We start from the raw sequence: 19,430 nt of genomic DNA on the forward strand, positions 1-19,430 counted from the left end.
GTTGGTAATGCGCATAATTCGTTTTGATCCTTATGGAGCTCTGTCTACACAAAATATAGCTAGAGATTCTCATCAAAACTCTCCTTTAGCAGAAAAAATTTCTGATGAGATCGCTACGAATGAGGCAATTCGCCTTGCTTTGCTTGCTATTGGAGATCGTGAACAAGAGGAGAAGAAGCAAAAGCATCGTTATAAGTTACTAGGACAAAAACAAGCAAAGGTCTTGCTTTCTCAGTTGCGCCATGTTCGTTTAGATTTTAAAAAGCTACACGACGGTAGTAAGAAAAAAGAGGATAGGGACGAGGAAAAAGACGAAAAAAAACAACAAAAGCGATCCATCAAGATTATAAAGAAAAAAAAGAACATCTCTTTAGGGGCTGCGGCTTCTCAGGCAATTGCAGCAGCAGGAGAAGCTTGGGTCATTGCTAGAAATAAAGGAGTTTTAGAGCTTGCTTCCAATCTCTTTTATCAAAAGGATGAAGAGGCCTAGAGCTGCTTGAATAAGGAGCTAGGCCTGCTGATTGTACTCTTTAAATAATTAAGCTGCTTCTTGTACTTCTACAGCAAAACGTTTTTCTAAGATCTCTTTTTCTGTAGCATCTATTATAGGACGTTCGGAATGCTTACCTAGTTCTTTCCAAATCATCTGAAGTTTCTTATTTTGCCGTTTTGTAAGGTTTTCCAAGATGATTAAACTTTCATCGTTTAAGGAGAATCCTCCTTTGGACCAGTTTATAGATCCTGCAAGTAGGGTTTTATTATCTATAACTGCAAACTTATGATGTAGGGTGTAAGGTCCCGTATTTACAGCAACAAAAGTTTCATTGATATTTAATTTTTGTAACTGATTAAAAGTAAGTTTTTTATGACTTCTATCAATGATAATATCTATATAGATTCCTCGTTGTTTTGCTTCATACAAGGCTTGAATAATCTCTGAGTGCGTGAGAGCAAACATGGCAACGCGGATTGTTTTTTGAGCAGTCTGAATTTTTTGAAGCACTGTTTGTAGGGCTATTTTACGATCTTGAGGAAGAACGAAATAGTGCCCTATCTGATCCTTTATGGAAAAGTCGCCAGAGGTGTTTGTAATAATAAGATCACAGAGCTTGGAGCTATGTATTCCTAGGATCAGATTATTATCTAAACGTAGAGAAAGGTGCGTATAGTTTGCAGATCCCAACCACGCATCTTTTTTATCTATCGAAAGGGCTTTTTGGTGCATGAGCTTACCTCCTAATGGAGATTGCTCAACTAGAGTCACATTGCTTGTTTGCTTTAGGATGTAAGGAATTTTAAATTTTTGATAGTAGATAGTAACTTTTTTTTTTGATTGAGCTTGTCGAGTTATACTTTGTTGAACCTTGGGTTCAGAGAGGTTATAAATACGCATGAAGATCTCTTCATCAGCATGTTCTATAGCATCGCATAAAATTTTACGAATGTCCTCATTACATTGATTGGAATAAATCACGGCTTCTTCGGACTTTAAGAAAGTTTTAAAAGTGTCGCCACGAGGGGCTCTTGCAAAAACTCCTACTAAAATCAAAGTACTAATAATAACAGTGATTTTTAATTTAGCTTTTTGTCTTTTATTCATTTTTTACTCTTAAAATAGTTTTTTATTTTTTATATATTTTTAAAAAATAAAAAATAACCACTTTATTAAACTTTTAATAAAATAAGATTTATTATTAGATATAATAAGCTTTTTGATTAGGAAAGTATTTGTGCCAACGTTCGGAGACCCTTTGTTCTGTAGATGGGTCTACGTGAACTTCTTTAGGATAAGAAGGCTTCATAAGGGCATCAATAATGAAGGGAAAGTTGTAATTTGGGCGGTGGGTAGCAAAATGACTGTGCAGTGCATGAAGATCAGTTGCTGGGGCACATCGTGTGAAAGTCCTCCAGAGAAAATCCTTTTCACTTTGTATGGTTTGCATCAAATTATCAGTAAGAATGATCAGAGGCCATCCCTTTAGATCTGGATGGTGGAGGAGAGATTGAATGCATCGGTCCTCGGTCGATGTTTCTAATACTAGGCAACCACGACAGAACGGAGCGAGGTCTCGAACTCCTGGGACTCTTCCTCCAGAATATCTATGAGGAAGGGTTCGGATTGCTTCCCCTATTCCCATAAAAATTCCCTTAGAACCTTTATTTAGGCTAGGTCCTGTATAGTCTAGTGTATCGTTTGCAGTTTCTGAGAAAATAATAAGATCTCGGTCTGGCTGCAAACGTTCTAAAATCGTTTCTAGAACTGTAGAGAATCTTTCAAGTAGAACCTCTTGGTCTGTGATCATTAGAAATTTGGTTAGGGAAAGTTGGCCCTCTCCGAGAATTCTAAGAGCGGTTGCTAGAGATTCTCTCCAGTAGCGTTCTTTAACAACAGCGGTAGTAAGTGTATGGAATCCTGATTCTCCATAGCTTTTAAGGTTGCGCAAACCAGGCATAACTAACGGAAATAAAGGGGAAAGGTATTCTTGGAGTTTGTTTCCTAAATAAAAGTCTTCTTGGTACGGCTTGCCAACTACTGTAGCGGGGTAGATAGCATCTTTTTTGTGATAGATTTTATGACAATGGAATTCAGGAAAGTCGTGTTGGAGACTATAATAACCGAAATGATCTCCAAAGGGACCTTCGGGGCGACGTTTCCCTGCTGGAGATTCTCCTACAAGGATGAATTCTGCGTCGTAAAGTAGAGGGTGGGGGTGATCGTTTGTTTTTTTATAGAGCAGCTTTGATCCTTGGAGGAAGGTAGCAAACAAAATTTCTGAGACATTTTCTGGTAGGGGAGCAATAGCAGAAAGGGTTAAAAAGGGATTCCCAGATAGAAAAACCGAAACAGGAAGGTTTTGCTGTCTTTGCTCTGCTTCGTAGAGATGCATCCCCCCTCCCTTCTGGATTTGAAAATGCAGCCCCATCGTATTTTGGTTGAAGCGTTGCATGCGATACATTCCAAGGTTCGGTGTAAAAAGAGTTGGGGATTCCGTATAGACAAGAGGAAGTGTAAGAAAGGCCCCACCATCTTCAGGCCAGCTTGTTAGCAGAGGTAGGCGGTCTAAGTTCACTGAGGACATAGAAACAAAAGGAAAGCGACGAAACCGTGCTTTCTTGAGTCCTAAAGAGCAGGCTCTTTTTAATAAACTGCGCGATTGCCATAAAGAAGAAAGCTTTGGGGGAGAAGAAAGCAGACGGGCGAATCGAGCTACGAGGTCATCAGGAGCTTGAGAAAAAAGTTGGTCCACACGATATTTTGTCCCAAAGAGATTAGTAAGGACTGGAAATGGGGATCCTAAAACATTATGAAAAAGAAGGGCGGGGCCTTGATTTTCAATAACACGACGATGAATTTCAGCTAACTCGAGGTGAGGACTTACAGGAGCAAAAACATCAATAAGTTGTTTTTGCGAACGAAAAAGAGAAATATGGCGCCTTAGAAAAGACATAAATATTTCCCTTAATTAATATAAATTAAAAATTTTTGCTTTTTGCTCTTTCCAGAACTTTCGCTAATCCAAGCTTATCGATGTGCCGAAGAGCACTAGCAGAAATTTTAAGCTTAAGAAAACGGTTTTCTTCTGTGGACCATAAACGCTTGGTCAACATATTAGGGAAGAATCTTCTTTTAGTTTTCCCTGTTACCTTCAAGCCAATTCCTTTTTTCTTTTTAGCAATACCTCGAATGGTATAGCTATAACCACGACGAGGTCTTTTCCCTGTAAGGGGGCACTTTCTTGACATATTCTTCCTATGAATTCTCTAACATCGGTTAAATAAAGCAACTCTATGAAAAGGAACCTATACTAGAGCTTTTCGAATATATGGGAAAGAGGTTTTCTTAGAAAATTTCATTGTCTATTGTTGATAACGAATGAATTATTTAAAGAATAGAGGTCATTATAGGAAATTATAGAAGGTTCTTCATCTGGCTTGAGAAAACGCGAATATTTTATTGATACCCTTAAAGTTCTTTAAGAATCTTATCAATGTAGCCATTAAATTTTTTATGGGCGAAGAGATCCTCTAAAGCAGGAAGAATTCGATAAGACCAATTCTTTTTAGAAATAGTTCCTGGTGTATTGATTCGTTCTCTTTGTAGATTTTTTGATACTAGATCAGGGCAGAGGGCTAGGTAATCGTTAAAGAGATTGATATGAAAGATGGATGCTGATTGGTGAGAGAGTCTTAAAATGTCTGTTTGAGTTTCTGGGGTCAGGGAGGGTTCGAAAGGAAGATTTAAAAATGTAGCAAATTGTTTAGCTTCCTGAGGTGAATTGAGCCACCACTGGGCAAACGTATCGGAGTCGTGGGTAGAGAGGGTGGTCACAGAAAGTGGATTGTAATCTTTGAGGGGAATAAAAGCACAGTCGCTTTGCCAGTTACGTTCCCATCGCGGGATCCGTGTTCCACAGATCCCTAAGTGTGTTAATGTTGTTTTAACATCTTCAGGTAGGATCCCGAGATCTTCTCCGATAGGTAGCATCGAAGAAGAACGGAGCATAGCAGAGAGAATACTCGTACCTTGCTTTATATAATCTTTAGGATTTTCAGGAATGAACTTACCATTTCCTAAAGAATCCCAAATCCATAAGCGGAAAAATCCTACAATATGATCTAAGCGATAGAGTGAATAAAAATTTTGGGCGTACCTTAGACGTTCTTTCCACCAAATATAGTCGTCTTGGGCAAGTCTTGAAAAGTTATAGATAGGAAGATGCCAGTTCTGTCCTTCAGAATTATAGAGGTCTGGAGGAGCTCCTACAGACCGTGATGAGGAAAAGTATTCTCGGAAATACCAGACATCGCAGCTATCCTTGCTAATTAGAATGGGAAGGTCTCCTTTAAGCAAGACCTGTTCTTGATCTGCATAGGCTCTAACTTGGGAAAGCTGTTGGTAACAGAGAAATTGGAGATAAGAAAAGAAAAGAATTTCGTCATAGAATTTTTTAGTTAAGTAAGGGAAATTTTCCTTTTTTGTGATTGACTTTGGCCAGTTGTTAATCGGTTCTCCGTGCATATGATGTTTGAGTGCACGGAAAGTTCCGTAAGGATACAGCCAGTAGTGCTCCTTTTCTAAAAATTGGGAAAAGCTAAGGTTACCTTCAAGGGAAGATTTACAGCATTTTTGGTAGTACTCTCTTAGGAATGCCCATTTTTTTTCTTTAACTTGAGTATAGTTTACCGAAGGGGTCAAGCATAGCGCATGCATCTCTTGGAGTTTATTAGAAACTTGAGGGATTTGATCGATCTTTGGAAGAGATGATAGGGAAAGAAAAAGGGGATTTAGCGCTATTGAAGAGATACTGTTATATGGACTAGTATCTTCACCAGTATCATTTAAAGGGAGAAGCTGGATCACGCGAAACCCTTTTTCTCGACACCAAGAGATCAGAGGAATGAGGTCTAAAAATTCACCAATTCCACAGCTGTTTTTTGTATGTATTGAAAATAGCGGTAGGCAAATACCATGTTTAGGAGACGTTCCTAGAATTTTCCAAGCATGTGCTGCGGGCGAGTGTTTTGTGTATTTTAAAACATTCACGCGACGTAGTAGATTCCCAAAACATGGAGATCAGGAAGATTTCCTGTTCTTAGGGATTCGAGCCAAATCTTAGCATGCATAGAAAAGAGATTAAGGTATTCGAATAACTTTTCTCCATTCAGATAATTCATACTTATAATATCTGAAAGGTAGAGTTGTTGGGTGACTTCACCGTAGCCTAGAATTCCTTTGATGCTAGATTGGAAAGAGCCGTTTACAGAGAGTGCGGCTTTGAAAATACGCTCACGGAATACATTTTCAGGAAGAGGACCTAGAATCGTAGATACTGCAAGATCTCCAGAATTCCCGTCTTCTTCTATTTGAACTGGGACTTGGGTATTGCTGAAACGGATCAAACAAGAGTTATTTTTATCGGGAGCAAGTTTTGTATTTAATAGAGGTGCTAAGGATTCTAATAATTGCTCGAATTGGTTTTGCATGGCAATCCTTTTTAATCATGACCAAGGATAGGGTTTAGGAAAATCTGATGCTTTTGGATAATCTTCATTGTTTATATTTACGGCGTCCAAAGCATTAGCAATCATAGCTCCTAATTGCTGGCGTTTGTCAGCTGAAGAGAAGAGGCGCGACGATGTTTGACGTAAAGCTGAGAAGAATAAATTTAAGACACCAGTAACAGAATCGACGTCATTTCCTACGAGACCACGGACTTCTCGTTCCATTTTAGATGCTGTAGGGAACTTATCGTTAATGATTTTATGGAAAGACTCAGCAACCTTTACAAAATTTATATCTCCAGGAATTTGGATTCCTTCAGCTTTTAAGTTGTCCATTAAAACAGGTACTCGACTTTCAAAGAAATCGTAAGAGGCAAGAACAGCTTGCAGATTGCGAGTTTCTGTCATGAGTACTTGTAGCTGTGGAGCAGGTACGTAGGGACCTTGTCTTTTTAATTCTGTAGCCATTCCTTTCATTAGGAAGGAGCTAACAAGAGCCATATCTTGGTATGTATAGCGGTCTTGCAGCATAGAAAGCAGCTGATCACAGGTATGTATGTTACCAGTTACTTCTAGGTACAAAGAGCGAAGCCCTGAAGGAGAAACACTAAGTTGGTTTGCATATTCTTGAGAGGCAAATAAGATGTTCTTTCCACCAATAGCTGTCCGTCCGAATTGCTCTGTATGACTATTTCTTGCTTGAATAAGAGCATCTTTTAATTTACCTTGAGAGGGTGGGGTGGTTTGAACAAGGTAGTCTAAAGCTAAGGATTGTAGAGCTGGATCTTTGATTTTCTCTTTTACAAGAGCAGTAATCTCTTCTGGGGAAGAATCCTCAGTTAGGGCATCACGCAAGCCGCGAAGTTCTTGACCAGAAACTTCAGAATTACCAGCAGCATATTTATCTGCAAGATCTGAATCAGATTTATCTTCAGCAGTCTCAGACTTTTTCTCTGCTTTTCCAGCTTCTCCTTTTTTCCGAGATTCTAGAGTCTGAAACTTCTCTTCTTTTTTTCTGGTACGTGTTGCTGCTGCAGGATTTGTCATGTCCTGAGATTGCTGAACCATATTCATCTCAGAACCTTCTTGACTGGCTACAACTTCTGCGGCATCTGCTTTTGCAGCTGCAGCCTCTACAGCTGCGAGGTTAACACCCTGAGTGCCTCCCAAACCACCTGTGCCTCCTGATGCTGCCATATGCCTCCTATGAGCGACAACGTATCAATTAGAAAATCTGAATTCTTCCCAAGGGCTGGATGCGAATTTCTGGTAGAATTTCTTGATAAGAAATCACAGCAATATCGGGGAACTCTGTTTCTATTAATTTTCGTACATATCTTCTTACATCAATTGCTGTCAATAATACTGGTGGTTGACCTCCTGCAGGTGTTGGTGTAATGGTATTCCTCATAGATTTTAAGATTAGGTTCACAGAATCAGGATCTAGAGCAAGGTAAGAGCCTGCTGATGTTTGCTTAATTGCTCCACGAATCATCTCTTCAATTTCTGGATCTAAGAGATAAACAGAAATCGCAGATTGCCCTTGAGAGAACTTGAAGCTGATATAGAGCTTTAAAGAAGATCGTACATATTCTGTAAGCAGAACAGTATCTTTCTCAGTTTGAGCCCACTCACTGAGAGATTCTAAAATGGTACGTAGATCTTTGATTGAGATTTGTTCTTGGACTAGTCTCTTAAAGATTTCAGTGAGCTTTTGAAGTGGAATTAGCCTTGTAACTTCTTTCACTAAGTCTGGGAATGAACGTTCCATAAATTCGATCATAGAACGTACCTCTTGGATTCCTAAAAACTCTTGAGAGCTTTTATGGAAAAAGTAAGAAAGATGGAGAATGATTACTTCGAGTGGAGACCAATATTTAATTGCAGCCTTCTCTAGAATAGCCTTAGCATCTTCACTGACCCATGCTGAAGGGAGGCCCGCAGCATTCTTATAGGTAATGAAGGGTAGATTATAACGGCTTAGATTGTCCTCGACTTCATTGGTCAATACATGGTTCGGAGGAATCTTTCCTCGGACATAGGGAACTTCATTAAGAAGAATCATATAGTCGTGTCCTTCTAAAGAAGGCGAGTCTGTCCGAACATGAATGCCAGGGTAGCGGATCCCAATATCCTGATAGAGAGCTTGTCGCATTTTAGGAATCATATCGTCAACAAAGCTTTGTCCTGATTTTGTCTTGTGTTGGATCAGCTTAGAGAGGTCTTTCCCAAGTTCTAGAATTACGGGTAGAGTTAGAGAGTAGTCATCAGGATTATCCCCAGCAGTAGCAGCGCCATCCCCAGCAGCGCCTACGGTTGTTGAAGCTCCCGTGCCACCGCCTTTTTTTGCTGCCGAAGATTTCTTAGTCATTAATAGAATGCCTAGAGCAACGAAAATTAATGCTAAAATAGAGAAAGACCATAGAGGGAATCCCTTGAAGAAACCAACTCCCAAAGTTGCAGCACCCGCAAGGAGTAGGGCGCGTGGTTCTTTAACGAGCTGATTGGAAATCTCTTTACCCAAGTTAGTATTTTTATCACTCGATACACGAGTCGTCACAATACCCGCTGTCAAGGCGATTAGAAGAGAAGGAATCTGAGAGACTAAACCGTCACCAATAGAAAGAAGAGTATAGACGTGAGCTGCTTGAGCGAGGTCCATGCCGTGCATAGCAACCCCAATCGTCAAACCACCAACAATGTTAATCAAAGAAATAACGATACCAGCGATAACGTCTCCTTTGATGAACTTCATGGCACCGTCCATGGCTCCATAGAGTTCACTTTCCTTTTGGATTTGAGCTCTTTTATCACGAGCTTGAGTAGCATCAATCATACCTGCTCGTAAGTCAGCATCAATCGCCATCTGCTTACCTGGCATCGCATCCAATCGAAATCGAGCAGCAACTTCGGCAACACGCTCAGCACCCTTAGTTACCACGATAAACTGAATGATCGTAATAATAAGGAAAATAATGAACCCGACTACATAGTTCCCTCCAACAACGAAATCCCCGAATGCTTGGATCACATGACCCGCATATGCTTTAAGGAGAATCTGTCGAGAAGAGGAAATATTAATCCCTAAGCGGAACATCGTGGTGATGAGTAGCAACGAGGGGAAAACAGAGAGTTGCAAAGCACTTGGAATATAGAGGGCCACCATCAATAAGAATACGGATATTGATAGGTTAATGGTGATCATCAAGTCGACGATAGGCGGAGGTAAGGGAATGATGATCATTAAGACAACGCCCATCATCCAAAGAGCAAGGATTAGGTCGCTGGACTTATTGATCATATTTAAGGCGGCTTCGCCACCAAGTGTTCTACTGACGAAATTGAGTAGCTTATTCATTATAAATGATCAGGTTGGTTAGTATTTTTATTATTAGGATTTTGCGCATTAAGTGAAGTAATATAAAGTAGAATTTCTCCAATAGCTTCATAAGTAGATTCTGGAATAAATTTCAACTCTTTCCCTTCATCCAAAAGCTGATGTGCTAAAGGTACGTTTCGCATAATGGGAATGCCATACTTTTCAGCTTCATCAAGTATCCTTTTAGCTCGTAAGTTAATGCCCATCGCAATGATCCATGGTGCTTTATATTTCTCAGGCATGTAGCCAATAGCAACAGCAATATCTTTGGGATTGGAGACTACTGTGCTTGCATGTTTTACTTGTGATGAGGAGTCTTCATAGGCAATTTCTTGAGCAATTTGTCGACGTCGACCTTTAATCTCTGGATTCCCTTCTGTATTTGTCTTGTGTTGGATCAGCTTAGAGAGGTCTTTCCCAAGTTCTAGAATTACGGGTAGAGTTAGAGAGTAGTCATCAGGATTATCCCCAGCAGTAGCAGCGCCATCCCCAGCAGCGCCTACGGTTGTTGAAGCTCCCGTGCCACCGCCTTTTTTTGCTGCCGAAGATTTCTTAGTCATTAATAGAATGCCTAGAGCAACGAAAATTAATGCTAAAATAGAGAAAGACCATAGAGGGAATCCCTTGAAGAAACCAACTCCCAAAGTTGCAGCACCCGCAAGGAGTAGGGCGCGTGGTTCTTTAACGAGCTGATTGGAAATCTCTTTACCCAAGTTAGTATTTTTATCACTCGATACACGAGTCGTCACAATACCCGCTGTCAAGGCGATTAGAAGAGAAGGAATCTGAGAGACTAAACCGTCACCAATAGAAAGAAGAGTATAGACGTGAGCTGCTTGAGCGAGGTCCATGCCGTGCATAGCAACCCCAATCGTCAAACCACCAACAATGTTAATCAAAGAAATAACGATACCAGCGATAACGTCTCCTTTGATGAACTTCATGGCACCGTCCATGGCTCCATAGAGTTCACTTTCCTTTTGGATTTGAGCTCTTTTATCACGAGCTTGAGTAGCATCAATCATACCTGCTCGTAAGTCAGCATCAATCGCCATCTGCTTACCTGGCATCGCATCCAATCGAAATCGAGCAGCAACTTCGGCAACACGCTCAGCACCCTTAGTTACCACGATAAACTGAATGATCGTAATAATAAGGAAAATAATGAACCCGACTACATAGTTCCCTCCAACAACGAAATCCCCGAATGCTTGGATCACATGACCCGCATATGCTTTAAGGAGAATCTGTCGAGAAGAGGAAATATTAATCCCTAAGCGGAACATCGTGGTGATGAGTAGCAACGAGGGGAAAACAGAGAGTTGCAAAGCACTTGGAATATAGAGGGCCACCATCAATAAGAATACGGATATTGATAGGTTAATGGTGATCATCAAGTCGACGATAGGCGGAGGTAAGGGAATGATGATCATTAAGACAACGCCCATCATCCAAAGAGCAAGGATTAGGTCGCTGGACTTATTGATCATATTTAAGGCGGCTTCGCCACCAAGTGTTCTACTGACGAAATTGAGTAGCTTATTCATTATAAATGATCAGGTTGGTTAGTATTTTTATTATTAGGATTTTGCGCATTAAGTGAAGTAATATAAAGTAGAATTTCTCCAATAGCTTCATAAGTAGATTCTGGAATAAATTTCAACTCTTTCCCTTCATCCAAAAGCTGATGTGCTAAAGGTACGTTTCGCATAATGGGAATGCCATACTTTTCAGCTTCATCAAGTATCCTTTTAGCTCGTAAGTTAATGCCCATCGCAATGATCCATGGTGCTTTATATTTCTCAGGCATGTAGCCAATAGCAACAGCAATATCTTTGGGATTGGAGACTACTGTGCTTGCATGTTTTACTTGTGATGAGGAGTCTTCATAGGCAATTTCTTGAGCAATTTGTCGACGTCGACCTTTAATCTCTGGATTCCCTTCTGTATCTTTAAATTCCTGCTTAACCTCAAACTTTTCCATCTTTAATTCCTTAGAAAAATTGTGGCGCTGATACACAAGGTCAAGAACCGCAACAATCAAAAAGAAAATGCCTATGGAGGTTACTGCTTTATAGAAAATTTCTTTAAAGATTTGAGCAGTAATCACAGGGGAAACCCCTGCAGTTTCTATAATTAAGGAAACTCTACTTTTTAAGGTTATGTATAAAATTAAAGCAGCTCCAAAAATTTTTAAAACAGATTTAATTAGCTCTATGAGAGTTTTTATTTTAAATTTTTGTTTGATGTTATCAATAGGATTGAATTTCTTAATATCTGGTTTGAAAACTTCGGTAGAAAATGTAGGACCGACAATAAGAAAACCTACAATGACCCCAACAACTGCAACAGCTCCTAGTAGGGGAAGGGACGCTGTTAAAATAAGAATAAGACAGTTCTTGAGATAAAATAAGGTAATTAAAGGGTCATGCCGTGTGGGAGCTTGCGAAAGCATTGAAACCAGAAAGCCACCTAAATGTTTAAAAAAAAAGGTGGATAGGGAGAAGGCCGTAAACATCGAGACTATAAAAGTGACGGCAGAAGGAAAATCCTGAGACTTTGCTACTTGACCTTTCTTCCGAGCATCTCTAAGTCGCTTCGGCGTGGCCTTTTCTGTTTTTTCACCCATGCTGTTGCCAAGGTTCGATTAAGAGGACTATACTCGGAATTATCTGCAAATTACCTTATGCTCTTGTTTTTCTCAAGAGTGAAGCCTAAACGTTTTGTTTTTAGTAATATTATAAATTACTCTCTTAGAGATAAAGAAGGGCAACGAAAAATTGTCAAATGTATCGATATTTTAGGCAACTTCAAGATTCTTATATATGAAGAAAGTATTAGGTAGGGAAAACTTCAATCGATTATAGTAGCCTTTTATCATTTTCAAAGTGCTCTTGGTTTTGAATGTGATGGTTTCTAATTATTGTGCTTTTTTGAAACAGGAGAATTCTTTTTCTGAAATTCAAGAAGGCATATCATTATTTTTAATGCTAGATGTCTTATGAGTCATACGGAATGCGGAATTGTAGGGCTTCCTAATGTAGGAAAGTCTGGATTGTTCAATGCTTTAACAGGAGCTCAAGTTGCCTCCTGTAACTACCCGTTTTGTACTATCGATCCCAATGTAGGCATTGTTCCAGTTATTGATGAAAGACTGGAGGCTTTAGCTAAAATTAGCAACAGTCAGAAGATCATACATGCAGATATGAAGTTTGTAGATATTGCAGGTTTAGTTAAAGGGGCTTCGGATGGTGCAGGTCTAGGAAATCGATTTCTTTCTCATATTCGAGAAACTCATGCGATTGCTCATGTAGTGCGTTGTTTTGATGATGCAGACGTGACCCACGTTTCAGGGAAAGTCAATCCCGTTGAAGATATTGAAGTTATCAACTTAGAGCTGATTTTTGCTGATTTCTCCTCGGCAACAAGTATCCGTAGCAAATTAGAAAAGCTCGCTAAAGGAAAGCGTGAAGTCGGAGCTCTCTTGCCTCTATTTGATAAGATTATTGCTCATTTAGAAATGGGATTACCATTACGTACTTTAGAATTGACTTCAGAACAAATTGTGGCGTTAAAGCCCTATCCATTTTTGACCATCAAGCCTATGTTCTATATAGCTAATGTTGACGAGAGTTCTCTCCCAGATATGAACAATGATTATGTTGCTTCTGTTAGAGAAGTTGCTGTTAAAGAAAATGCTCAAGTTGTTCCTATCTGCGTTCGTATCGAAGAAGAAATTGTTTCACTACCTAGTGAAGAACGCTTGGAATTTCTTTTAAGTTTAGGCCTGGAGAAATCAGGACTTCATAGATTAGTACTTGCTGCCTACGAGACTTTGGGGCTTATTTCTTATTTTACTACAGGCCCCCAGGAGACGCGCGCGTGGACAGTAGCTCGAGGATCTTCTGCTTGGGAAGCTGCTGGACAAATTCATACCGATATTCAAAAGGGCTTTATTCGTGCGGAAGTAATCACTTTTGAAGATATAGTAGAATGTCAAGGTCGTGCAGGAGCTCGTGAATCAGGGAAATTACGTATAGAGGGGCGTGATTATATAGTTCAGGATGGCGATACTATGCTGTTTCTTCATAATTAAAGGACTCGTTGGTAAAACCAATCCTGAGCGTCCAAAATATCTTTTTCGATTGCTTGTATTAGAGTTTCTTTCGATGGAAATTTCTTTTCTTTTCTAAGAAACTTTTTGGGGATAAGGCTCACTTCTTTGCCATATAGGTTTTCGGAAAAAGAAAAAATGTGGGCCTCTGCATATAAGGACTCTCTTGCAAAAGTAGGGGCAATTCCTAAATTCATAATACCACGATAGGTGTTGCCTTTATAAAGCATTTCACAAGCATAAACTCCAAGAGGAATCAAACTTTCGTCTCTAGGAAGATTTATGGTAGCGAATCCTAGGGAACTTCCTATTCCCGAGCCCTCTGTTATTGTTCCAGAAAGTGTGTAGGGACGACCCAAAAAACGATTAGCAAGCTCCACATTCCCTTCACAGAGCAACTGGCGGATTGCTTTACTGGAGACAACAACGCTATCAATGCGGTAAGGGGGAATCTTAACGATCTCTATACCTAGTGGCTTACCTATAGCACCAAGAACCTGCGCGTTGCTTTGTTGTTCTTTCCCTATGCAAGAATCATAACCTAAGATTATCCGTTTACACTTCAAGCTAAGATGCAATGAAGTAATGAACTCTTCTGCCGATTGATTTGCAAAATATTGATCAAAAGTAAGGACGCCCAACCAATCTATTGGAAACGTTTGCAACAATTGTAGGCGCTCGTCTTTTGTATTGATTAGCTTAGTGCGAGCTGAAGAAAGGACTGTTTGGGGATGAGAATCAAAAGTAATAATCCCAGAGGATCCAGGATAGGAGGTAAGAATAGATAAAAGGTTAATGTGCCCTAGATGACATCCGTCAAAAAAACCCAAAGTTACAGAATCTATAGAGAAAGAAGACGTTAAACTATAGGCTATTTCCATGGGTATCTCGTAGGTAGGGAGAAATATCGAAGTCAGGGTGGTCTAATAGATTCCCATCAATGCATTGATCTACAGAAAAACAGCCACTACGTAAACGGCGTAGCTGCTCAAGATAAGCTCCACAACCTAGCATAGTGCCAAGCTCATAAGCAATGCTGCGAATATAAGTTCCTTTGCTACAGCGTACTACAAAATGCAATAGAGGGTACTCATACTTTGTAATTTGCAAGTGAACTTGAACTGTAGAATGGTGACGTTCTATAGACAAACCTTTTCTAGCATATTCGTATAGTTTTTTGCCTTGGACTTTTTTAGCGGAAAACATTGGGGGAAGTTGTTGGATCTCTCCTTGAAAATATTCAGCAGCAGATAGTACTTCTTCGAGACTAGGAATTTTCTTAGATCTCCCTACAACCTTGCCATCGCAATCATAAGAATCGGTAGTTGTCCCTAAATGGGCAACAGCTTTGTATTCCTTGTCTTCAAAAAGCAAAATATCAGAAAGTCTTGTAAATTTACGGCCAATCAACATGACCATAACGCCAGTAGCAAAAGGATCTAGAGTTCCTGCATGACCAATCTTTTTAACTCCTATTAACTTAGTTAGAGCACGGATAAGGCTAAACGAAGTTCTCCCCTGAGGTTTGTCTACAAGAAGAATACCCTCTTTTAATTCTACTGCGAGATCCATAGCAATGTCTTTAATAATATTCAGATTCTCAAAAAATACAGTTTACTAACTCTTTTCTTTCTCTTTAATCTGCCAGAGCAGGTTTTCTATATAATCTTGAGGTGAGAAAATATCATCGAGATAAAAATGAAGTTCTGGGAAATATTTAAGGACAACATTTTTTGAAGCCTTATGAGCAATAAAACCAGCAGACGCTTTTAGAGCTTCTAAAGCTTCTTCCTTGGTATTCTCATGAGGCATAACAGATACATAAACACGTGCAGCATGTAAATCCTTAGATAACGAAACACGAGTCACCGTAATCCAAAGATTAGAAATCTTTGGATGTTTGACATCTTTTAAAATCACCTTTGCAATGGCTTCTTGTAATAAAGCATTTACCCTTTTAATACGTCTACTTTCTGTCATAAAGTACTTTAAGTTATAATTTTTGTGGGTGATAGATGATTTCATAACATTGTAGGACATCACCTATCTGAGCTTGTTGGTACCCTTCTAACAAAATCCCGCACTCTAAACCTTTTCGAACCTCTTTGACATCTTCTTTAACACGTTTTAATGAAGAGAGCGTGCCTTTCCAAAGAACCTCTTTATTACGTAAGACACGAACCTTATGATTACGAGTCATGGTTCCTTCACTAACTATGCAACCGTAAATAGCTCCTACTTGTGAGGACCTAAAGATTTCTTTAATTTCTGCAGAACCTTCGTCTTTTTCTTCAGCAATAGGATCTAGTAGAGAGGTCATTATTTCTTTAATTTTATCGATAGCGTGATAAATAATGCTAAAGAGCTCCACTCGTACTCCTAAGCTTTTAATTAAAGGCTCGGCATGACTTTCTATTCCTGTATGGAAACCAAGAATGACTGCTTTAGAAGCAGCAGCTAAACGAATATCTGATTCTGAAATTTCTCCTACGCTGTTGGTTAAAATTTCAACATCTACTTTTTCGGATTTAATCTTGGATATTGAACTGACCAAAGCTTCTATGGATCCTTGGACATCAGCTTTAATCATCAGCTTGAGAGTCTTTTTATTCTGTAACATAGAATCAAAATTAGGTCGCTTCTTCTGCTGTAAAGCAAAACGCTGTTGGCCAGCAGATCTAGCTTCAATAATATCTCTAGCAGTTTTATCGTTTTTAACGACAAAGAAAGGATCACCAGCTTTAGGAATATCCGATAAACCTGTGATCAAAACAGGAATAGATGGCCCAGCTTCTTGCATCAATTGGTTATGCTCGTTATGCATAGTTTTTACTTTGCCGTAACAATCATTAAATACTAGAGCCTCTCCCAGTCTTAAGCTTCCGTTTTGAATTAAAACAGTTGCAACTGGTCCGAGCCCTTTGTGTAATTCTGATTCAATAACAAGTCCTCGAGCACGTGCTGAAGGATCGGCTTTTAACTCCAAGACTTCAGCTTGTAAGGCTAACATCTCTAAAAGTTCTGAAAGGCCTTCACCTGTTTTTGCTGAGGTATTTACTGTAACAGTCGTACCTCCCCAGGCTTCGGGTAACAGGTTGATTTCAGAAAGCTGTCTGTAAATGGTTTCTGCATTAAAATTAGGTTTATCACTCTTATTGATAGCTACAACAATAGCAATATTGGCAGCTTTTGCATGTTCAATAGCCTCTAAAGTCTGTTCTTTAATTCCTTCGTCTCCAGCGACTACAAGAACAACAATATCGCAAACTTCAGCTCCCCGAGCTCGCATGGCTGAGAAGGCTTCATGACCAGGAGTATCTAAAATTGTTATATTGCCAACGGGGGTTGAACAACAAAAGGCTCCCATATGCTGGGTAATGGCTCCAGCTTCTGTTGCTGCAACATTACTTTTTCTTAAGGAGTCAATTAGTGTGGTCTTCCCATGGTCGACGTGACCCATAAAGGCAACAATAGGGGAGCGAATAATAAGCTTACTAGGATCTGTGGATTGAATTTCTTCTTTTATTGTGTCATAGCTCAAGCACAACTTATCTTGTTCAGAATAGTCAATATCAATCGTACATCCAAACTCTAAACCAATAAATTGTACCGTGGTTTCACTATCTAGAACATCATTGACTACGTAAGTCATACCATGGATAAATAACTTTTGAATGACTTCTGAAGCCTTGAGTTTCATCTCAGCTGCTAGATCTTTTACAGTAATTGGTAGGGGGATTTTGATATGCGTAGGACGCTGAATTGAAGCTTCATCATAGTGTTTTTTTTGCTTATAAACACGTTTTTTACGCCATCTGTCTTCTTCTCCACCCTCATTTAATCCATAACGATCTCTTCCTGTAAAAGCTTTTAAACTTTCATCAGATTTCTTAGAACGATCACGAAAGTCAGTAAGATTTTTTTTCCCGATATCTCTTTTTGGAGCAGAGGACGGACTACGGTTTGTTGGATTAAATTGTTTTTCTCGATTATTCTGTTCGTTAGTTTCAGACGTCCCAGGTTTCGCTGTTTTATCTGCAGCGACTGGCTTAACGCTTTTTGATCCAGCTACTACTTTCTCTTCCTTACTAGGAGCTTTGAACGTTTTTGCAAGGAGATGATTGATATGCTTTCCTGTAGGCCCGAACTTAGATTTAATCATCACAACGCTTTTAGGCTCAGCAGGCTTCACAACTTTAGGTTCTAGTTCTTGTTCTTGAGATATTGGTTTTGGGGTTATGGGTTGAGCAGGAGGAGTTTCAGTAATTTGGTCCATTTCAGGAACTTCCTCATAAAGTTCGTTAACTACTTCTGACTGGGGCTCAGGATCTGCTATCGAGACAGAAGGAGATTCAGATGTATCCAACGGAATATGCGCAGAAGACTCTTCTTCAGGTGAGAACGATGAGCGATTTTTAGCACGAATGCGACGTGAAGTAGGCTCGGATGAAGCTAGCTCTGTATTTGCGGTAGCATTAGAAGTTGCAGGAGCAGCTACTTTTACAGCTTTTTCTTTCGCAAAAGATTTTTCTGAAGAAGATTTAGCTTCAGAAGATCCTGCTTGGGCAAGTTTTTGTTTTAGCTTGTCCAGACCAGCCGCTTTTGTTAATTGAGCATTCTTAATCTTCAATTTCAGGTTTTTCGTCAACTTTACTTTCTCCATATTTGCTGACTTGCTCAAGGATCTTATAAGCAAGCTCTAAACTGATCCCAGGAACAGATGCCAGATCATTAGCACTTGCTAATAATACTCTTCTAATTGTGTCGTATCCAGCATGTTCTAAATTTTGGATGACTAGCTTGCTAATCCCTTCCATTTCTAAAGGTTGATCTAGGTGTGGACTATCGAATTCTGCTAGTTGGAGGCGTTGAATTTCTAATAGCTTATTATACTCACTCATACGTTGTACTTCGAGTTCATAGTCTAGAATCTGGCTAATTAAACGAGCATTAATTCCTCGTTTACCAATAACAGTGGCGTAGTCAGCATCATTAACTACAATTGCAATCACTTTATCGTCTTCTAAAATAGCAATCTTTTGAATTTCTATGGGATAAAGAAGATTCTGTAATAACTCTGTAGATATAGGTGAGTAATTGACAATATCAATTTTCTCGTCGTTCAATTCTCGAATGATATTTTTTACTCGAGAACCTCGCATACCTACAAAAGCTCCAACAGGATCAGTTTTAGGATCCAAAGATTTTACAGCTAGTTTGGTTCGGTATCCTGCTTCACGGGCTATTTTAACAATTTCGACAGAGCCTTCCTCTAATTCTGGAACTTCTTGAATGAATAATTGTTTAACAAATTCTGCGTGACTACGACTAAGAATAACTTCAGCTCCGCCATTTTCAGACTCTTGAACTTCGTAGAGTAGAGCGTAAATTTTATCTCCAATCTTGTGCTTTTCTGTTTTAGGATAAAATCGCGTAGGAAGAATGGCTTCAACTTTCCCTAGATCAATAATTAAATTAGAACCCTTAGCAAAACGCTTAACAACACCAGATAAAATTTCATTTACTCGATGACGGTACTCTTCATAAATCACGTCTCTTTCTGCATGTCTTAGTTTTTGACCAATAATTTGTCGGGCTGCGTGAGCAGCTATCCTCCCAAAATTATCAGAAACAAAAGGAACATCCATATACTGACCAATTTGGCAGTCGGGATCGTATTCTCTGGCTTTATCAAGAGGAATTTCTTTGCTAGGATTCTGACAGATTTCTACTATTTCCTTTTCACAAAAGACTTCAATATCTCCAGTGCGAGAATTAATATTTACAGATATATTGGCATCATCTCTTAAGGTTTTTTTAGCAGCAATTTTTAAAGCAGATTCGATAGCTCCTATAATTGTAGAACGCTGAATGCCTTTTTCTTTTTCCATGTAGTCAAAAATAGCTACAAGATTTTTATTCATTATACTCCTC

16 protein-coding genes are annotated in these 19,430 nt (G+C 39.3%); 2 read left to right on the plus strand and 14 right to left on the minus strand.

Annotated features, from left to right (window positions below; genetic code table 11):
- Positions 1-7 precede the first annotated feature (7 nt).
- A complete protein-coding gene (locus CMV32_RS04425) occupies positions 8-490 on the plus strand; it encodes a hypothetical protein (protein WP_100934715.1) in 483 nt (160 codons plus the stop codon).
- Positions 491-538: 48 nt separating this feature from the next.
- Here CMV32_RS04425 and CMV32_RS04430 read toward each other — a convergent pair whose 3' ends face one another.
- The 9 genes from CMV32_RS04430 to sctU all read right to left on the minus strand — a co-directional run bounded on the left by CMV32_RS04430 (position 539) and on the right by sctU (position 12,011).
- Positions 539-1,600, minus strand: a complete 1,062-nt coding sequence (locus tag CMV32_RS04430) for a phospholipase D-like domain-containing protein (RefSeq protein WP_100934716.1) — start codon at positions 1,598-1,600, stop codon at positions 539-541.
- A 94-nt stretch (positions 1,601-1,694) separates the two neighbouring features.
- Positions 1,695-3,449, minus strand: a complete 1,755-nt coding sequence (locus CMV32_RS04435) for a menaquinone biosynthesis decarboxylase (RefSeq protein ID WP_100934717.1) — start codon at positions 3,447-3,449, stop codon at positions 1,695-1,697.
- Positions 3,450-3,474: 25 nt separating this feature from the next.
- The gene (rpmB, locus tag CMV32_RS04440) at positions 3,475-3,744 is read right to left on the minus strand and encodes a 50S ribosomal protein L28 (RefSeq protein ID WP_100934718.1); all 270 of its coding nucleotides are present in this window, start codon (positions 3,742-3,744) and stop codon (positions 3,475-3,477) included.
- Positions 3,745-3,964: 220 nt separating this feature from the next.
- On the minus strand, positions 3,965-5,545 hold the full coding sequence (locus CMV32_RS04445; protein WP_100934719.1) for a 4-alpha-glucanotransferase: 1,581 nt from the start codon (positions 5,543-5,545) through the stop codon (positions 3,965-3,967).
- Positions 5,542-5,985: a CesT family type III secretion system chaperone gene (locus CMV32_RS04450; protein ID WP_100934720.1), complete on the minus strand. Its 444-nt coding sequence runs from the start codon at positions 5,983-5,985 to the stop codon at positions 5,542-5,544. Before CMV32_RS04450 ends, CMV32_RS04445 begins: the two co-directional genes overlap by 4 nt.
- Positions 5,986-6,000: 15 nt before the next feature.
- Positions 6,001-7,200: a type III secretion system gatekeeper subunit SctW gene (sctW, locus tag CMV32_RS04455; RefSeq protein ID WP_100934721.1), complete on the minus strand. Its 1,200-nt coding sequence runs from the start codon at positions 7,198-7,200 to the stop codon at positions 6,001-6,003.
- 28 nt (positions 7,201-7,228) lie between these two features.
- On the minus strand, positions 7,229-9,361 hold the full coding sequence (gene sctV, locus CMV32_RS04460; RefSeq protein WP_100934722.1) for a type III secretion system export apparatus subunit SctV: 2,133 nt from the start codon (positions 9,359-9,361) through the stop codon (positions 7,229-7,231).
- Positions 9,361-10,929: an FHIPEP family type III secretion protein gene (locus tag CMV32_RS04465; protein ID WP_100934723.1), complete on the minus strand. Its 1,569-nt coding sequence runs from the start codon at positions 10,927-10,929 to the stop codon at positions 9,361-9,363. Before CMV32_RS04465 ends, sctV begins: the two co-directional genes overlap by 1 nt.
- The gene (sctU, locus tag CMV32_RS04470) at positions 10,929-12,011 is read right to left on the minus strand and encodes a type III secretion system export apparatus subunit SctU (protein WP_100934724.1); all 1,083 of its coding nucleotides are present in this window, start codon (positions 12,009-12,011) and stop codon (positions 10,929-10,931) included. Before sctU ends, CMV32_RS04465 begins: the two co-directional genes overlap by 1 nt.
- Before the next feature lie 372 nt (positions 12,012-12,383).
- Here sctU and ychF point away from each other — a divergent pair, with 372 nt between their 5' ends.
- Positions 12,384-13,478: a redox-regulated ATPase YchF gene (gene ychF / locus CMV32_RS04475; protein ID WP_100934725.1), complete on the plus strand. Its 1,095-nt coding sequence runs from the start codon at positions 12,384-12,386 to the stop codon at positions 13,476-13,478.
- Here ychF and CMV32_RS04480 read toward each other — a convergent pair.
- From CMV32_RS04480 to nusA, 5 genes are read right to left on the minus strand one after another with little or no spacing between them, the layout of a single operon-like run.
- Entirely contained in the window at positions 13,475-14,377 is a 903-nt protein-coding gene (locus CMV32_RS04480) for a bifunctional riboflavin kinase/FAD synthetase (RefSeq protein ID WP_100934726.1), read from the minus strand. The genes ychF and CMV32_RS04480 overlap by 4 nt on opposite strands.
- Positions 14,361-15,068 (minus strand): tRNA pseudouridine(55) synthase TruB, encoded by a 708-nt coding sequence (gene truB, locus CMV32_RS04485; RefSeq protein WP_100934727.1) that lies wholly within the window; start codon positions 15,066-15,068, stop codon positions 14,361-14,363. The genes CMV32_RS04480 and truB overlap by 17 nt, the downstream gene beginning before the upstream one ends.
- A gap of 45 nt (positions 15,069-15,113) precedes the next feature.
- On the minus strand, positions 15,114-15,476 hold the full coding sequence (gene rbfA, locus CMV32_RS04490) for a 30S ribosome-binding factor RbfA (protein ID WP_100934797.1): 363 nt from the start codon (positions 15,474-15,476) through the stop codon (positions 15,114-15,116).
- A gap of 13 nt (positions 15,477-15,489) precedes the next feature.
- A complete protein-coding gene (gene infB, locus CMV32_RS04495) occupies positions 15,490-18,159 on the minus strand; it encodes a translation initiation factor IF-2 (protein WP_100934728.1) in 2,670 nt (889 codons plus the stop codon).
- Complete coding sequence (nusA, locus tag CMV32_RS04500) at positions 18,116-19,420, minus strand: transcription termination factor NusA (protein ID WP_100934729.1); 1,305 nt, start codon at positions 19,418-19,420, stop codon at positions 18,116-18,118. The genes infB and nusA overlap by 44 nt, the downstream gene beginning before the upstream one ends.
- Between the last annotated feature and the right edge of the window lie 10 nt (positions 19,421-19,430).

The organism is Candidatus Chlamydia corallus (genome assembly GCF_002817655.1).
In the GTDB taxonomy this organism is placed as follows: Bacteria; Chlamydiota; Chlamydiia; order Chlamydiales; family Chlamydiaceae; genus Chlamydia; species Chlamydia corallus.

Coding starts and splice junctions, on each gene's coding strand:
- rbfA (WP_100934797.1), bottom strand. CDS start 15,476: ATGACAGAAAGTAGACGTATTAAAAGGGTAAATGCTTTATTACAAGAA.
- CMV32_RS04430 (WP_100934716.1), bottom strand. CDS start 1,600: ATGAATAAAAGACAAAAAGCTAAATTAAAAATCACTGTTATTATTAGT.
- infB (WP_100934728.1), bottom strand. CDS start 18,159: ATGGAGAAAGTAAAGTTGACGAAAAACCTGAAATTGAAGATTAAGAAT.
- sctU (WP_100934724.1), bottom strand. CDS start 12,011: ATGGGTGAAAAAACAGAAAAGGCCACGCCGAAGCGACTTAGAGATGCT.
- CMV32_RS04450 (WP_100934720.1), bottom strand. CDS start 5,985: ATGCAAAACCAATTCGAGCAATTATTAGAATCCTTAGCACCTCTATTA.
- CMV32_RS04435 (WP_100934717.1), bottom strand. CDS start 3,449: ATGTCTTTTCTAAGGCGCCATATTTCTCTTTTTCGTTCGCAAAAACAA.
- sctW (WP_100934721.1), bottom strand. CDS start 7,200: ATGGCAGCATCAGGAGGCACAGGTGGTTTGGGAGGCACTCAGGGTGTT.
- rpmB (WP_100934718.1), bottom strand. CDS start 3,744: ATGTCAAGAAAGTGCCCCCTTACAGGGAAAAGACCTCGTCGTGGTTAT.
- truB (WP_100934727.1), bottom strand. CDS start 15,068: ATGGATCTCGCAGTAGAATTAAAAGAGGGTATTCTTCTTGTAGACAAA.
- sctV (WP_100934722.1), bottom strand. CDS start 9,361: ATGAATAAGCTACTCAATTTCGTCAGTAGAACACTTGGTGGCGAAGCC.
- CMV32_RS04465 (WP_100934723.1), bottom strand. CDS start 10,929: ATGAATAAGCTACTCAATTTCGTCAGTAGAACACTTGGTGGCGAAGCC.
- CMV32_RS04425 (WP_100934715.1), top strand. CDS start 8: ATGCGCATAATTCGTTTTGATCCTTATGGAGCTCTGTCTACACAAAAT.
- CMV32_RS04480 (WP_100934726.1), bottom strand. CDS start 14,377: ATGGAAATAGCCTATAGTTTAACGTCTTCTTTCTCTATAGATTCTGTA.
- ychF (WP_100934725.1), top strand. CDS start 12,384: ATGAGTCATACGGAATGCGGAATTGTAGGGCTTCCTAATGTAGGAAAG.
- nusA (WP_100934729.1), bottom strand. CDS start 19,420: ATGAATAAAAATCTTGTAGCTATTTTTGACTACATGGAAAAAGAAAAA.